Consider the following 14,907-nt stretch of genomic DNA (forward strand, 5'->3'; position numbering starts at 1 on the left):
GGGTGTTTTTATGGCCAAATATAGTGAGGAATTTAAAATAAAGCTTGTTACCGAGTATTTGGATGGGCATCTTGGATATAAATTATTGGCGAAGAAATACAATATGCCCTCTCAAACACCATTACAAGATTGGGTAAGAGCTTATAAAACACAAGGGATGGAGGGGTTAAAAAGAAGAATTAAGAAGGAAGTACATCCTGTTCAAATTAAATTAGATACGATACAATTTATGTTAAAAACAGGTGCTTCTTATCAGGAAACCGCTGAATAGTTTAGTTTAAATAATCCTTCATTAATTTACCGCTGGATGAAAGTATTTAATGAACAAGGACTAGAAGGCCTGAAAACAAAACCAAAGGGGCGACCTTCTATGTCTAAGAAATCCAATACCAATAAACAAACGAAAAAGGTAGAAAAAAATTAACACGTGAAGCAGAGTTAGAACGTGAGAATGAACTACTGAGATTAGAAAATGCGTACTTAAAAAAGCTGCGAGCTTTTCGGGAAAATCCGAATGTCTTTCTCGAAAAGCACAAGCAAAATTGGCATTCGAACTCAAAGAAGAAGGATTCCGATTAAAAGATATTTTCCTTGTTGTAGGCATTCCTGAAGCAACCTACCACTATCATGTAAAAAAGTTGGGGAAAGAAGATCCGGAAACGGAACTAAAAGAGATCATCACCTACCTATTTAGGAAGTTTCATGAACGCTATGGTTATAAACGAATCACAAAGGAATTAAAGAAATTAGGACATTGTGTTAATCATAAAAAAGTGTATCGGCTTATGCGGGAATTAAGTTTGAAATGTGTAAAATTCATGCAGAAATCTCGGAAATCCAATTCCTATAAGGGGAAGGTTGGTAAGGTAGCGAAAAACCGTCTATCCCGCCGTTTTAACACACCTATCCCTCTTCAAAAATTAGTAACTGACATAACAGAATTCAAATGTCTAGGCGAAGAGAAGTTGTATTTAAATCCTATTCTTGACCTTTATAATGGAGAAATTATTTCGTTTGGAATTCAGAAGCGTCCAACATTGGATCTTGTCATGGACCGTTTAGACGAAACAATTGAGATCATAAAGAATCACGCAACCTACCGTACTACCATCCACTCGGATCAAGGGTGGCATTACCAGCACAGCCAATGGGTGAGAACATTAAAGAAAAATATAGTATTCCAAAGCATGTCACGTAAAGCAACCTGCGTAGACAACGCTGTGATGGAGAATTTCTTTGGCATTTTAAAGCAAGAAATGTATTATGGGGAAAAACTAGTAAGCTATGAGGAATTAAAAAGGAGAATAGAAGAATATATCTACTGGTATAACAATGAACGATCCAAAGACAAATTGACTGGACTAAGTCCGGTCCAATACCGAACTCGATCCAGCCAATCAGCTGCATAATAAAAACTCTAGCTTTTGGGGGTAACCACCCTCAATAAAATGAGAGTTACTCTTTTTGATCTATCATACTTCGATTATTTTTTTAACATTTTTTTAAATAAGAAGATGAATCCCATTAAAGCCAAAGCAGTAATAATAATCCCCGGAATTCCTAAACTACTTAACATAATGGTCCCCTTTACTTTTTTATTTTGAATTAACAGTAAAAGCACTACCAGAATGCTTAACAATAGTAGCAGTGTATCTCTTAGTTACATTTAAAATACTATTTTTCCAGAAGCAGATAAAGCCCCAGAATACACTTTCCCAATGCCGCCACTTCCTACTAATCCATAAGCATTATGATAAACTGTTGTTTGTACAGATGCTACTTTGCTAGCGTTGTTTATTGTACTTGTTTTCAGGTAAGAAGCTCTAAAACTTTGATTGATGACATTTTGAATATCATCTTTAATTATACCACTTACTTTCGCTGTAACACTATTTTTCGGCATGAAGATAAAGGGATTGGGCTGATCTTATCGAATGTCATTATTGATAAAGAAAATAGGAATGAAATGAGGTGAGAAATACGTGCCTGTCAAACTGGCTGATTTGAAAGTGCCTGATGAATGCATACTTAATCAAGAGGACGTCATTGCCGCGGCCAGCAGCTATCTTTTAGAAAAAGGATGGAGCGTAGAACGGTCGGCTTTGGCAACAGAACCGGATATCGTTGCCGCTAAGGATGCTTGGAGCATCGTTCTGAAAGCGAAAGGCTCCAAAAGCCGAAAGCAAAAGAAGGGCATTGTCTTTGATAACAGTCAGCTAAGAACTCATGTTTCCGATCAAATAGAAAAGATCATGAGGTTTCAGCAATCGGCGGAAGCTCCCACTATTTTTATCATGGCCAATCCAGATGTGTATCGAATGAAAGCGATTGTGAATCAATTATCACACAGCCTAGATAAATTAGATATTATCAGAATGTGGGTTCAGCCTAAAAGAGAGCCACAATTAGATATTCCTCAGCATCTTTACGCCATTGCAAAGCAGCTCGGATTTTAAAAAAAGTTTTATATGGAGGGCCGTTCACTCCAACAGGCAAAGAAAAAGACTGGCTGGATATTCGCGAATATCCAGCCAGTCTTTTTCTTTGCTGCTTTACTCATCTTTTTTGGCTAAACAGCGGTCGCATTCCATCAAATAAGACTCGGCTTGTTCGCGGATGTATTCCCCGCATTCCGGACATGTCTTTGGCGGCATTGTTCTGAAAAACTCAACTGGACTCATCATGGTTACCCTCTCCTTTTATAATACAGTATTTTATTTTGTGTTACTGTTATAATACAGTATATCCCCTTCATTGCCTTTTGTACACAACAAAATAAAATATTCTGAAAATTAGTTAAAAAGTCCTTTTACATTACTTGTGTCAGGGCAATAAGGCTTCCTTTCAAGAATGGAGCGAGAATTTCAAGTCTAAGTGACAGTCACAGCATCTGCATCTCCAATTCGTTCGGCCTGCACGATGCAGGTTAGTAAGGCACGGCAGCAGGGAGGTGAAAGAAAGGAAAGGCTTCATTGCTTGAAGATGTGATATATAAGAAAAGAAACAGAAATACATAAGATTTCTTCTTGCAATTGGGAAAGAAAAGTGCTATAGTTAAATTAGTTGTTTAAGTTCGTTTCAAAAGAGAGCTCTTTTATAAGATAGCTTTCGTCTTGAAATAGTGATAAACAGCAAGAATGATTGTGCGCATTAAGCGCGAGGAGGAAATTACATGTTACAAGGTAAAGTAAAATGGTTCAATGCAGAAAAAGGCTTCGGATTCATCGAAGTTGAAGGACAAGACGATGTATTCGTACATTTCTCCGCTATTCAAGGCGAAGGTTACAAAACTTTAGAAGAAGGTCAAAGCGTAAGTTTTGAAGTTGTTGAAGGACCACGCGGACCTCAAGCGGCAAACGTTGAAAAAAACTAATAACCCATACAAAAGATGATGCAATTGCATCATCTTTTTTTATTTGTCTTTTAAAGAGTGGATTCTGTTTAAAATTTTCTGTATTTTCTAAAAATAAAATTGTATACTAATAGTATCAGGAGGAGAAAAGGAGGAGGTCAGGATTGCGGGGGAGAAAAGAGCGGGCGCGCTGCAAAAGGAATCAGCCGGAAACGAGGTGTGATCTATGAATCAAGAAAAAACAGCGCAAAGTATTGCTTATGAACTAGCCAATGTGTATGCTCCCTTTTTTAATGTGGAGCGCTGCGGAAGAATCGGCCAGACCGATCTTGCTTTTTCAGCGTGCTACCACCGGAAAGATGAGCGCTATGTGTTCACAAAAAAGGTGAAAGTGTGGGAGGTCGAAAATCAGCAGAAACTATTCGCTGCTGCGCCAGTTCAACAAGTGACAGCAGAGTTTATTGAACGGCTGAAGGAGGATATGCTCGCGGAAGCAGATAAATGGGAACCGGAGCAATCTCACATGTCGACAGTATGTATGGGAATAATCTTAACGGACCAGCCGGTAGGCAAGGAGGTCATCCGCAGCGCATCAAAATTTCGGAAATTAACCTTTTTGAAATGGGGCGCCCGCGGGTGGATGGAAATGTATGTGGCTGTGCTGGATCTTCATAAGCATGAAATATATGTTCACCGAAAAGGCCGGCCGTTTATTAAGCCGTTCATTACGTATATAGAGGAGGGACGAAAGCAATGAATTTACTAACTTTATTAATCGGTTCGGGTATTATCTTTACCATTGCTTACTTTACGTACGGAAAATATCTTGAAAAGAAGCTGGGAGTAGACGGAAATCGGCCGACGCCGGCGGTCACGATGGCGGATGGGGTCGATTATGTGGCCGCTAAGAAGCCGGTCCTGTTAGGTCATCACTTTGCGACGATTGCAGGCGGAGGGCCGATTGTTGGTCCGATCACAGCTGTTGTATTCGGCTGGATACCGGCTGTCATTTGGATTATCGTGGGCAGTATTTTTGTCGGAGGCGTGCACGATTTTGCTTCTTTACAAGCATCTTTGCGGCATCGGGCGCAATCGATCGGTACGATCATTAAGGCATATATGGGCGGAAGGGGACAGACGCTGTTTCTTGCCTTTTCCATTGCCACATTGATCCTTATTGTAGGCGTTTTCATTATTCTTGTGAAAGATACATTCTCTGCTGTTCCGCAAGCCGCTACCGCTTCTGTTTTGTTTATCGGGATAGCGATGGTCTTTGGTGTGCTGGTTAATCAAATCCGCATGAATTTTGTCTTAGCCAGCGTCTTAGGTGTTCTGGCGATGCTTTTGAGCATTTGGGTGGGCATTGCTTTTCCTCTGGAGCTGAGCGGCGGAACATGGGTCGTCATCTTGCTGATTTACGCTTATGCAGCCTCCGTTATGCCTGTTTGGATGCTGCTGCAGCCTCGCGATTATCTCAATTCATTTCTGCTTTACGGAATGATGATCGGAGCGGTGCTGGGCATTATTTTAGCGAATCCTGAAATAAAAATGGCTGGCTATACCGGTTTTTATAATGAAACATTAGGATTTATGTTTCCCATATTATTTATTACGATCGCTTGCGGGGCGGTTTCAGGCTTTCATTCACTCGTCTCTTCGGGAACAACAGCAAAGCAGTTGGACAATGAGAAAAACGGGCGTTTCATCACGTATGGCAGCATGCTGTTAGAAGGTTTTCTAGCCATTATTGCAATTGGGGCGGTGGCGTATTTATCGCAAGCTGAATTTACATCGCGAATGGCTGAATTAGGAGGGCCGGTCGGCACCTTTTCTGCCGGTGTAGGGTTCTTTATGTCCCATTGGGGGATCCCGGAAGTAACAGCAACGACATTTACAGCCCTCACGGCGTCCGCTTTTTTAATGACCACTTTGGATTCTGCTACGCGGCTTGGAAAATATGCTGTGCAGGAATTGGCTGAAACCCGTTCCCGCTTTTTTCATCATCATCATATAGCGACTTTGGTGATTGTGGCTGGAGCGGGGGTATTGGCTTTATCGGGGACGTGGAGTGCCGTTTGGCCGCTGTTCGGTTCAGCAAATCAAATGCTGGGAGCGATTGCGCTGCTGGCGGTCAGTGTCTGGCTGGTTAAATCAGGAGTGAAGGCCTGGTTTGCTATTTTGCCGATGATCTTTATGTTTATCGTCACGTTAGCTGCGCTGATCGTGCTGTTGCAGAGTAATTTTGCAAAGGGTCAATACTTCTTGGCAGGCTCTGCCTTCGTTCTACTCATACTGTGCATTATTCTGGCAATGGAAGCGTGGCGTTCCTTGACGGCCGCTAATGACGATACATCCGTCAAGATATAATCGGATAAGGTTCGAGTTCAATCAAGACTGCTCTCCTGTGCTTAATGGGGGGCGTTTTTTTCGGTTCTTTTTTGCCTGTAAGATGCCTTTCTCTCCCTCTTTCAAGGGAGGAGGGAAGCAAACATCTGCCCCCTATACGCAATGCAGGTGCAAAGGAGCTGCGTTGCCAGCCGCTGTTTTTTTTACAGCGGAAGATGAAAGTTTCACTTCACCGGCTAACATGGAGAAAATCTGGGTACGCTAAGAAAGAAACAAAAGCCTGGAGCGACCAGCTGTGGAGGGATGCAATTGTGGAATTCTTTTTGTTAAGCGGATGCGGACTTGTATTATCGTTTTATGTTACTAAGAAACAAAGAATGGCCAATTATACATTTGAAAATGATGTATTAGTCTTTTACTCAGGAAACAATCAAGTGAGCATTCCGCTGACTGATGTTGTGGAAGTCGTCAAAATGAAAAGCGACAGCCGCTCCTACCTCATTTTCCAATGGCTGGGACAAACGGAGCGGTTAGCTGTATATACGTCTACCAATCTGACGTATTTGCTGACCTTGCAAAATGGGCGGGCCTTCTTTAGGCGATTGAAAAAACAATACCCCGATATTTTGGCGACAGCCAGAGCGATTTAAAACGAGAAGAATTTCTCGTTTTAAACTTAGGTTTACATAATATTATTATAATTTATAAATGCGGATTTGCTTTGTGCTTTTCCAGCAGGGAGACTATAATAAGTGGAAAAGGGGGAATAAGTGTGATCAACGAATTGTTACCGCCGAAAAGAATTTTAATGGGCCCTGGCCCGAGCGATGTTCATCCGCATGTTTTGAAGGCTATGTCTACTCCGCTAGTCGGCCATTTAGATCCGGCTTTTTTAACCATTATGGATGAAACAATGGAGTTATTGCGTCAGGTGTATCAGACGAAAAACAAAGCAACGATGGCAATGTCTGGTACTGGAAGTGCAGGAATGGAGACGGTTTTCGCTAATTTATTAGAGCCGGGGGATCAGGCTCTAATAGGAGTGAATGGACTGTTCGGCCAGCGGATGGCTGATGTGGCCGAAAGATGCGGGGCAAAAGTGATTCAAGTGCAAGCTCCGTGGGGGGAAATCATTCAGCCGCAGCAAATAAAAGAGGTGCTTTCTCAGCATAAACAGATCAAGCTAGTGGCGATCGTCCATGCAGAGACCTCAACGGGCGTTTGCCAGCCGCTGCGAGAAATCAGCAGCATCGCTCATGATCACGGTGCATTGTTTGTTTGTGATATGGTGACGAGTCTCGGAGGCTGTCCGACAGAAATTGATTCCATTGGTGTAGATGCCGCTTACAGCGGAACACAAAAATGCTTAAGTGCTCCTCCAGGACTGTCCCCGGTTACGTTTGGGAGCCGCGCGCTCGAAGCAATGGACAAGAGGAATACAAAGGTGCAAAGCTGGTATTTGGACTTGTCGATGATTCAAGCGTATTGGAGTGAAGCCAGTGAGCGCTTCTATCATCATACGGCACCGATCACGATGATTTATTCATTAAGAGAGGCGCTGCGGCTGATTGCGGATGAAGGAATAGATCATGTTCATGCTCGCCATGCTTTGTACGGGGGGGCCTTGCAAGCAGGGCTAGAGGCAATGGGGCTAAAGCTGCTTGTCGAACCAGCCCATCGCCTGCCGCAGCTGACTTGCGTATATATCCCAGAAGGTGTGGATGATTTGGCTGTGCGCCAGCGCCTCTTGCATAAGTACAGCCTGGAAATTGGCGGAGGCTTAGGCGTATTTAAAGGCAAGGTTTGGCGAATCGGCTTGATGGGTTACAATGCCCGCCAAGAAAATGTTACTTACTTGCTGGCGGCTTTAGAGGACGTTTTAAGGGAGGAAAATGGCCGCATTCAGGAGGGAGCTGCATTAGCAGCAGCTGGGCAGTGGCTGAAAAAAGAAGCAGCATGCCGCTAAACTGCCGCCTCTTCATTGAATTTTCTATTTACAAATTTGTTGAAAGCTGATACGTTTAGATGGTCAAAATACTTACCAAATAAAGGGGTATTCACATGGTGATCTATACAGATGCGGAAGCAGCAGCGGAATGCACAGTCACAGCAACGGAATGCCGTTGGAAAAAAAACAGCATCAAAGTGGAAAAAGGATACTTAATCAGCAAAGGATTAATTACAAATGTTCGGATTCCCCTGCAGCATATTGATACAGCTGTTTATTCTATGAATCCCAAAAAGCCCGCTCTTATGCCCGCTTTAAAAATTATCGGAAAAGGTGTCATTTTAGCGGAAATGGACGTGTCAGCAGAATATGTAGAAATCGTTCAAGACTGGCTTTTGCAGGCTATCAAAATGAAGTAGGCTAAATAACCCCATCTTCTGCCGATGGGGTTTTCTTGCGGAAAAAAATGAAACAGCGGGAATAATCCATTCATCCATCCCCAAAAGACTTTGAAAGCCGCGGAGAAATGAAATGGTCTTTGAGCCGCATTTTGCTGGGAAGGGAATAAGGGGGATTGGCGGGCAGCTGTTTCTGTTCCGTCTGTCCTATCTCATGTTCTTGTTGCGCTGTTGCACAGCAGCGCTTATTTTTTCCGCCGTTTATCGCTAAGCAACGGAACCAAACATGCCTTTAACTGTAGGAAACAGAACGTTTGTTTGATATAATGGAGCAGAAGGAAAGAGAGGAAGGTGCAGGATGAAGGGATCAGCACATTTAACGATTGGGGGGGCCGCCGGACTGGCTGCCGCCATGTATCTGCATACGGATCCGCTGGCAACAGCATCCCTCGTCGGGATCGGAGCCGTTTCTGGACTAGCTCCAGACCTTGATGTGAACGGCAAACTGTCCAATCGGATCACGATCTCCAAGAAGTGGCTTATCTTATTTTTTGCTCTGGCCGGCGGGTTGCTGGCGATCTACAGTTATTGGGATTTATCAGGAATGATGCAGCTGGCAGGTATTCTCATTGGCTCCGGCTTAATCTTGCTGCCGCGTCTGTTTATTAAGCAGCGAACTATGCTGTTTCTTACCGGAGCGGCCATCGGCTATGCCGGCTTTTATATGGACCTTTATTGGATGATGCTATTAAGTGGATTTATTATCGTATCTTCCTTTTTATCCCATCGGACATTGACGCATTCTGTGATTGGTCTCGTTTATTTCGGTTATATTGCTTGGCACTTTGAGCAGTCTGTTCAAGTGGAAGGCAGTTTTATTGCAGCCGTTTTAGCCTATGCAAGCCACCTGGTTGCCGATATGAAAGCATGGTCATTTAATAAGAAGGGAGTTAAATGGTTCCAGCCGTTTGTCCATAAAGAATTTTAACAAATAACATTATGTGCAAAATTCAAACTAAGATAATCAACATTGCTCACATCATTTAGGATTATAGTAAGGAATAATGGGGAATAACGCAGCAATAAGGGCTATTATTTACTCGGGAAGGGAGCTGGTCATCACATGTTGAAAAGGTTTTTGTCCAGTATCGGCATTGGAGGCGTAACAATTGATACTGTAGTTACTCCCAGAACCTGTTCGGCTGGAGATACCGTAAAAGGGAAGGTAATGATTTCTGGAGGAAGGGCTGAAGTTTATATTCAATCCATTGTGCTGCAGCTCGTAACGGAGATTGAAGAGACGCGGGATGACAGTGACTTTGCTTACCAAGAAAATGAAATTGAGCGAATCACTCTTGACATCGACAGAGCCATTTCCCCTGATGAGACAAAGGAAATTCCATTTAAGCTATCCATTCAAGAGCATCACCCGGCAACGAGGGAGCATCAGCGCACGTATTTGCGGACAACAGCCGTTATTCCTCAAGCTGTGAATCCGACCGATCAAGATGAGTTGGTCATCAAAAAGTAGCCTCGTTACTCAATCGCGGGTTGCGAAAACCATAAGCCATTGCTATAATGGTTCAGACACAATATTTAGTGATTATTTTGTTGTGAAAACTATATTTAGTATGATACCAGTAAAAAGGTGCTGCAAGCCTAATAGGGAATCCGGTGAAAGTCCGGAGCTGTACCCGCAACTGTAAGTGCAGACGACCTCAGATAAGCCACTGTCAAAAGACGGGAAGGAACTGAGGAAGAAAGAAGCACAAGCCAGGAGACCTGCCTTTTTACAGCGTTGATTCTTCTTCGGGAGTTGGGAAGAAAGCGCGGGGAATGTATTCTTTCATTGATCCTGGCTGTTTTGTTTTTCATGCGGACGAGTGTTGCTTCGCCGGGATCATTAATGCTGTATATTTCTTCGCTTAAATCCCATCTTCTTTAGGAAGATGGTTTTTTTATTGCCGCCAGCCACCGCATATTTGCTGGCTGCTCTTGCAGGAAGCGCCCAGGCGGCTAACTTGCAAACATACATATAGGGGGAAATAGCATCATGCAACTAAAAACCAATTCTATACAAGATTTATTAAAGGAAATCCAAGAAGAGTATCCGTTACTGTCGGTCGAAGAGGTAGAAAGCAAAGTGGATAACGCTTTAAAAGAGAAAGAAGAATGGACCGCAGATCAAATACATCGGCTGCTGCTCCAAGCTGCAGTGGAGAGAATTACAAGTGAAGAGCCTGATTGGACTTATGTGGCAGCGCGATTATACTTGCACAAATTATACGAAGAAGCGGCAGCAGTGAGAGGAAATTCCGCTCATGGTTATGGCCGTTTTTATGAGCTGATTCAATTATTAACAAACGAGGGGATTTATGATTCGCAGTTAGTAGCAGGTTACACGAAGGAAGAAATTGAACAGCTGGGCGAAGTGATTGATCCGAAGAAAGACCGTCTGTTTACCTACATTGGAATCGTGACATTAAGCGAAAGATATCTGGCCAGAACACATGATAAGCAGCCGGCTGAATTGCCTCAAGAACGCTGGATGATCATTGCGATGACCCTGATGATCAACGAACCAAAAAATCATCGCCTCGCTTTGGTGAAAGAAGCCTATTGGGCGCTGTCTAATTTATACATGACAACGGCCACGCCAACTTTAGCGAATGCCGGGAAATCATATGGTCAGCTATCCAGCTGTTTTATCGACACAGTGGATGACAGTCTCCGCAGTATTTTTGATGCCAATACCGATGCGGCCACATTGAGCAAGAACGGCGGAGGACTTGGAATATATCTTGGCAAAATCCGCTGCCAGGGCAGCGACATCAAAGGTTTCAAATATGTCAGCTCCGGCGTTATTCCTTGGATGAAGCAGCTGAACAATACCGCCGTGTCCGTGGATCAGCTTGGACAGCGCCAAGGTGCGATTGCTGTCTATTTAGATGTTTGGCATCGCGATATTTTCTCATTCTTAGAAACACGGTTAAATAACGGCGATGAGCGCCGCCGCACACATGATTTGTTTACGGGTGTCTCCATACCAGATTTATTTATGGAAGCTGTGGAAGCGCGGGAAGATTGGTATTTATTTGACCCTCATGAGGTAAGAAAAGTAATGGGCTATTCACTTGAGGATTCATTTGATGAGAAGCAGGGAGAAGGAACCTTCCGGAAGCGGTATCAGGAGTGCGTCGCCCATCCAGGATTGAGCAAGAAATCAGTTCCGGCTATCGAGATTATGAAAGCCATTATGATTTCACAGCTCGAAACCGGCACTCCTTACATGTTTTATCGCGATACTGTCAACCGCGCGAATCCGAATAAACACGCGGGAATGATTTATGCCAGCAACTTGTGCACAGAAATCTGCCAGAACATGAGCCCGACCGTTGTGAAAGAAGAAAAAACGGAGGACGGAAACATTATCATCATAAAAGAACCGGGAGATTATGTCGTTTGTAACCTCTCATCTATTTCTTTAGCGAGAGCTGTAATGGATGATGTACTGGAACGTTTAATTGCCATTCAGGTTCGCATGCTTGATAATGTTATAGATATTAACCGGATTCCGGTCCCGCAGGCTGAAATTACGAATGCCAAGTACCGGGGAATTGGACTGGGGACATTTGGCTGGCAGCATTTACTGGCCTTAAAAGGATTGAGCTGGGAATCGGAAGAGGCTGTTAACTATTGTGATGAACTGTATGAAAATATTGCACTGTTAACGATAAAAGCCAGCGCGGACCTGGCGAGAGAAAAAGGAGCTTACCCGATGTTTAAAGGGTCTGACTGGGCAACCGGCGCTTACTTTGAAAACAAGAAATATAGAGGAGAGAAATGGGAGACCATTAAAAAACAGGTGCAAGCGACAGGTATCCGCAACGGCTATTTGCTGGCGGTGGCGCCGAATTCTTCCACTGCTTTAATTGCAGGCTCTACGGCTGGCATTGATCCCATCTTCCGCAAAGAATATATGGAAGAAAAGAAGGATTACAGAATTCCAGTAACAGCTCCGGATCTATCGCCGCAAACGGCTTGGTACTATAAATCAGTCTTTTTAATTGACCAGCACTGGAGCATCCGCCAAAATGCCAAGCGCCAGCGCCATATTGATCAAGGCATTTCATTTAACTTGTATGTGCGCAACGATATTAAAGCAAAGGCATTATTAGATCTGCATTTGGATGCATGGAAATCCGGTTTGAAGACCACCTATTATGTCCGTTCGACAGCCAGCGACATTGAGGAATGCGACAGCTGCCATTCATGAGGAGGAAGAAAGATGAAGCTTGAAAAGAGAAAACTAGTTGATCACACTGCGCCTAACCGTTCGACGGGAATTGTGAACGGGAGAAGCTCTAATATTCTAAATTGGGATGATGTCCGCTTCAGCTGGGCCTATCCGAAATACAAACGAATGCTTGCCAACTTCTGGACACCGTTTGAAATCAATATGACGAAAGACCGCCAGCAATTTCAGCAGTTAGATGAAGCGGAGAAAGAAGCTTTCTTGAAGATTATCGGTTTATTGGCCCTGCTTGACAGCGTTCAAACGGATTATGCCGGAAGAGCAGCGGATTATTTAACAGATTCAAGTCTCCATGCATTAATGATCATTCTAGCTCAGCAGGAGGTTATTCATAACCATTCTTACAGCTATGTGTTATCAAGTGTTGCTGACAAGAAAACACAAGATCAAGTCTTTGACTTTTGGAGAAGCGAACCGATTCTGCAAAAGCGCAATGATTTTGTGACGGAAGGATATATCGCATTTGCAGAAGAGCCAACGATCGATCATTTCTTGCGGTCGATCGTCTATGATGTCATTCTTGAAGGACTTTTCTTCTATTCTGGATTCGCCTTCTTCTACAATTTGGCGAGAAACCAGAAGATGATCGCCACTAGTACGATGATTAATTACATCAATCGTGATGAACAGCTTCATGTGGGGCTATTCGAAAAGATCTTTAAAGAAGTTCTGCGTGAGAATCCGGAATACGACACGGCCGAGCTGAAAGAATACGGCCGGGAAACATTCCGCAAGGCCGCAGAATTGGAAATTGAATGGGGAAGATACATCATCGGGCATAAAATTGAAGGAATTCAAATGAATGAGCTTGAAAGCTACATCAAATTTATGGCTAATAAGCGAGCTGAACAATTGGGCTTCGAAGCTCCGTTCGATGGTTACCGTAAAAATCCGATGCGCTGGATCATAGCCTATCAAGAGGTGGATTTGGGCAAGACAGATTTCTTTGAACAAAAGTCACGCGCCTATACAAAGGCAAGCGAAATCAATGGATTTGACGAATTATAATCAAAGGGGAAGCTATTGTCACTCTTTAGCTTGACAACTTGACCTTGATCGATATGATTAAGGGAGGAGAATATTTTTCTAATTTCTACTCAGCTGCTAAGGCAGAGGAGGGGAAAGCGGATAAAGGGGTTGGCTTTTAGAGTGAATTATGAAAGAGAATATTTGAAGAAACGGGTGCAGCCGCATCAAGCGGCTGCTTTTATACGTGAGGGGGATGATATTATTGTCCCTCTCATTCCAGGTGAACCGCCTGGATTGTTGGATGCATTAGAAAAGAGAACCGATTTAAAAGGCAATCGGCTTTTTCAGATGCTGACGGCAAGACCGCCGATTGCCAAGCCTCCTGAACAACTAAAGGTAATTTCCATGTTCCTTTCAGGAGGAGACCGGAAATCTTTTCATGATGGGCAAGTGGACTTATTGCCTAATCATTTTTCAGATGTACCGCAGCTTTTAGAAGAAATTACTTCTGAACGGGTAGTGATGGCAACGGTTTCACCGATGGATGAGAATGGCTATTTTTCTTTGGGGACGAATTGTGACTATATCGCACCGATAGCCAAACAGGCGAAAACGATTTTATTAGAGGTGAATCAATATATGCCCCGCACCTTTGGGCTGAATCAAATCCATCTCTCAGAAGTCACCTCTCTCATAGAGAATCATCAGCCGCTTTTAGAAGCGCCTTCTCCAGTCGTTACGGAGAAAGACGAGAAAATTGGCCGATTTATTGCCGAGTTAATTCAAGATGGGGACAGCCTGCAAATCGGCTTTGGAGCGATACCGAACGCCGTTATGGAGTCCTTAAAGAACCATCGGAATTTAAATATATTTACAGAAATGATTCCTGACAAGCTGGTTGATCTGTACAAAAGCGGGGCCGTGACCAATATGGGAAGAAGTGATTACCCTGGAAAAACAACTGCCACCTTCGCCTTTGGCACGCGCAGGCTCTATGATTTTTTGCATGAAAACCAGCAGTTCTTTATGCTTCCTGTGCATGAAACCAATCATATTTGCCGCATAGCCCAAATGGATGGTATCGTGGCGATTAATGCGAGCATCGAAGTGGATTTCCTGGGCCAATGCAACTCGGAAAAGGCTGGCCCGCTATACTGGTCATCGTCAGGCGGACAGGCGGAGTTTGGAATCGGGGCGCGCTTGGCTAAGCGCGGCAGGGGGATTATCTGTTTACATGCGACGACGAAAGATGAACAAATCTCTAAAATCGTCCCGGCTTTCGCGCCAGGAACGCCTATCACCACATCCAAAAATGATGTAGATTACGTTGTAACTGAGTACGGAGCGGCCAAATTAAGAGGGAAGACCATTCGCGAGCGCACGAAAGAACTGATTCAGATTGCTCATCCGAAATTTCGGGAAGAACTTCGCTTTGAAGCGAAGAAAATGGGCTATTTATGATGAAAATATGAAACTGGCAATCTTCTGCAAAAAGAGGATTTGCCAGTTTTTTTATGGCAGAAATCTAAAAAATGCTAGACGGACAGGGAATCCCTTCTGTATCATATTAGGTTAAATA

Annotated in this window: 17 protein-coding genes and 1 riboswitch; of the genes, 15 read left to right on the forward strand and 2 right to left on the reverse strand. The window is 43.5% G+C overall.

The genetic code is table 11. The features are described from left to right. The first annotated feature begins 10 nt into the window (after positions 1–10). The 3 genes from CEF20_RS06725 to CEF20_RS06735 are packed head-to-tail and all read left to right on the forward strand — an operon-like array spanning position 11 to position 1,409. Positions 11–271, forward strand: a complete 261-nt coding sequence (locus tag CEF20_RS06725; RefSeq protein ID WP_100331078.1) for a helix-turn-helix domain-containing protein — start codon at positions 11–13, stop codon at positions 269–271. 24 nt (positions 272–295) lie between these two features. Then, a complete protein-coding gene (locus tag CEF20_RS06730) occupies positions 296–424 on the forward strand; it encodes a hypothetical protein (protein WP_269799225.1) in 129 nt (42 codons plus the stop codon). 40 nt (positions 425–464) lie between these two features. Beyond that, the gene (locus CEF20_RS06735) at positions 465–1,409 is read left to right on the forward strand and encodes an IS3 family transposase (protein ID WP_157796267.1); all 945 of its coding nucleotides are present in this window, start codon (positions 465–467) and stop codon (positions 1,407–1,409) included. 257 nt (positions 1,410–1,666) lie between these two features. On the opposite strand, the gene CEF20_RS17045 is transcribed toward CEF20_RS06735, so the two are convergent. Next, positions 1,667–1,903 carry a hypothetical protein gene (locus tag CEF20_RS17045; protein WP_232713389.1) on the reverse strand — a complete coding sequence of 79 codons (237 nt, stop codon included), beginning with the start codon at positions 1,901–1,903 and terminating at the stop codon, positions 1,667–1,669. A 79-nt stretch (positions 1,904–1,982) separates the two neighbouring features. On the opposite strand from CEF20_RS17045, the gene CEF20_RS06740 reads away from it, so the two are divergent. Then, positions 1,983–2,456 (forward strand): hypothetical protein, encoded by a 474-nt coding sequence (locus CEF20_RS06740; protein WP_100331081.1) that lies wholly within the window; start codon positions 1,983–1,985, stop codon positions 2,454–2,456. A 96-nt stretch (positions 2,457–2,552) separates the two neighbouring features. Here the strand turns inward: CEF20_RS06740 and yhfH are convergent, their stop codons facing one another. Next, positions 2,553–2,684 carry a protein YhfH gene (yhfH, locus tag CEF20_RS06745; RefSeq protein ID WP_100331082.1) on the reverse strand — a complete coding sequence of 44 codons (132 nt, stop codon included), beginning with the start codon at positions 2,682–2,684 and terminating at the stop codon, positions 2,553–2,555. Positions 2,685–3,172: 488 nt separating this feature from the next. On the opposite strand from yhfH, the gene cspD reads away from it, so the two are divergent. The 11 genes from cspD to CEF20_RS06800 all read left to right on the forward strand — a co-directional run bounded on the left by cspD (position 3,173) and on the right by CEF20_RS06800 (position 14,789). Next, complete coding sequence (gene cspD, locus CEF20_RS06750) at positions 3,173–3,373, forward strand: cold-shock protein CspD (RefSeq protein ID WP_100331083.1); 201 nt, start codon at positions 3,173–3,175, stop codon at positions 3,371–3,373. Positions 3,374–3,578: 205 nt separating this feature from the next. After that, positions 3,579–4,109 carry a DUF8052 family protein gene (locus CEF20_RS06755; RefSeq protein ID WP_100331084.1) on the forward strand — a complete coding sequence of 177 codons (531 nt, stop codon included), beginning with the start codon at positions 3,579–3,581 and terminating at the stop codon, positions 4,107–4,109. After that, positions 4,106–5,719 carry a carbon starvation CstA family protein gene (locus CEF20_RS06760; RefSeq protein ID WP_100331085.1) on the forward strand — a complete coding sequence of 538 codons (1,614 nt, stop codon included), beginning with the start codon at positions 4,106–4,108 and terminating at the stop codon, positions 5,717–5,719. Before CEF20_RS06755 ends, CEF20_RS06760 begins: the two co-directional genes overlap by 4 nt. A gap of 194 nt (positions 5,720–5,913) precedes the next feature. Continuing rightward, positions 5,914–6,348 carry a hypothetical protein gene (locus CEF20_RS06765; RefSeq protein WP_232713390.1) on the forward strand — a complete coding sequence of 145 codons (435 nt, stop codon included), beginning with the start codon at positions 5,914–5,916 and terminating at the stop codon, positions 6,346–6,348. Positions 6,349–6,470: 122 nt separating this feature from the next. Then, positions 6,471–7,664, forward strand: a complete 1,194-nt coding sequence (locus tag CEF20_RS06770) for a pyridoxal-phosphate-dependent aminotransferase family protein (protein WP_198508473.1) — start codon at positions 6,471–6,473, stop codon at positions 7,662–7,664. A gap of 95 nt (positions 7,665–7,759) precedes the next feature. Next, positions 7,760–8,065 carry a hypothetical protein gene (locus tag CEF20_RS06775; RefSeq protein WP_100331087.1) on the forward strand — a complete coding sequence of 102 codons (306 nt, stop codon included), beginning with the start codon at positions 7,760–7,762 and terminating at the stop codon, positions 8,063–8,065. 337 nt (positions 8,066–8,402) lie between these two features. Next, positions 8,403–9,032: a metal-dependent hydrolase gene (locus CEF20_RS06780; protein ID WP_100331088.1), complete on the forward strand. Its 630-nt coding sequence runs from the start codon at positions 8,403–8,405 to the stop codon at positions 9,030–9,032. A gap of 135 nt (positions 9,033–9,167) precedes the next feature. Continuing rightward, positions 9,168–9,575 carry a sporulation protein gene (locus CEF20_RS06785; RefSeq protein WP_100331089.1) on the forward strand — a complete coding sequence of 136 codons (408 nt, stop codon included), beginning with the start codon at positions 9,168–9,170 and terminating at the stop codon, positions 9,573–9,575. A gap of 98 nt (positions 9,576–9,673) precedes the next feature. Continuing rightward, positions 9,674–9,848: riboswitch (cobalamin riboswitch) on the forward strand. A gap of 249 nt (positions 9,849–10,097) precedes the next feature. After that, entirely contained in the window at positions 10,098–12,320 is a 2,223-nt protein-coding gene (locus CEF20_RS06790) for a ribonucleoside-diphosphate reductase subunit alpha (protein WP_100331090.1), read from the forward strand. A gap of 12 nt (positions 12,321–12,332) precedes the next feature. Further along, positions 12,333–13,367 carry a ribonucleotide-diphosphate reductase subunit beta gene (locus CEF20_RS06795; protein WP_100331091.1) on the forward strand — a complete coding sequence of 345 codons (1,035 nt, stop codon included), beginning with the start codon at positions 12,333–12,335 and terminating at the stop codon, positions 13,365–13,367. Between the two features lie 141 nt (positions 13,368–13,508). Next, the gene (locus tag CEF20_RS06800) at positions 13,509–14,789 is read left to right on the forward strand and encodes an acetyl-CoA hydrolase/transferase family protein (RefSeq protein ID WP_100331092.1); all 1,281 of its coding nucleotides are present in this window, start codon (positions 13,509–13,511) and stop codon (positions 14,787–14,789) included. The last annotated feature ends 118 nt before the right edge of the window (positions 14,790–14,907 follow it).

This window comes from Bacillus xiapuensis (assembly GCF_002797355.1).
GTDB classification, from domain to species: domain Bacteria; phylum Bacillota; class Bacilli; order Bacillales; family Domibacillaceae; genus Bacillus_CE; species Bacillus_CE xiapuensis.

Bases quoted from the DNA above. Each gene is read 5' to 3' on its own strand.
- CEF20_RS06725 (WP_100331078.1), top strand. From the start codon at position 11: ATGGCCAAATATAGTGAGGAATTTAAAATAAAGCTTGTTACCGAGTAT.
- CEF20_RS17045 (WP_232713389.1), bottom strand. From the start codon at position 1,903: ATGCCGAAAAATAGTGTTACAGCGAAAGTAAGTGGTATAATTAAAGAT.
- yhfH (WP_100331082.1), bottom strand. From the start codon at position 2,684: ATGATGAGTCCAGTTGAGTTTTTCAGAACAATGCCGCCAAAGACATGT.
- cspD (WP_100331083.1), top strand. From the start codon at position 3,173: ATGTTACAAGGTAAAGTAAAATGGTTCAATGCAGAAAAAGGCTTCGGA.
- CEF20_RS06755 (WP_100331084.1), top strand. From the start codon at position 3,579: ATGAATCAAGAAAAAACAGCGCAAAGTATTGCTTATGAACTAGCCAAT.
- CEF20_RS06760 (WP_100331085.1), top strand. From the start codon at position 4,106: ATGAATTTACTAACTTTATTAATCGGTTCGGGTATTATCTTTACCATT.
- CEF20_RS06765 (WP_232713390.1), top strand. From the start codon at position 5,914: ATGAAAGTTTCACTTCACCGGCTAACATGGAGAAAATCTGGGTACGCT.
- CEF20_RS06775 (WP_100331087.1), top strand. From the start codon at position 7,760: ATGGTGATCTATACAGATGCGGAAGCAGCAGCGGAATGCACAGTCACA.
- CEF20_RS06780 (WP_100331088.1), top strand. From the start codon at position 8,403: ATGAAGGGATCAGCACATTTAACGATTGGGGGGGCCGCCGGACTGGCT.
- CEF20_RS06785 (WP_100331089.1), top strand. From the start codon at position 9,168: ATGTTGAAAAGGTTTTTGTCCAGTATCGGCATTGGAGGCGTAACAATT.
- CEF20_RS06790 (WP_100331090.1), top strand. From the start codon at position 10,098: ATGCAACTAAAAACCAATTCTATACAAGATTTATTAAAGGAAATCCAA.
- CEF20_RS06795 (WP_100331091.1), top strand. From the start codon at position 12,333: ATGAAGCTTGAAAAGAGAAAACTAGTTGATCACACTGCGCCTAACCGT.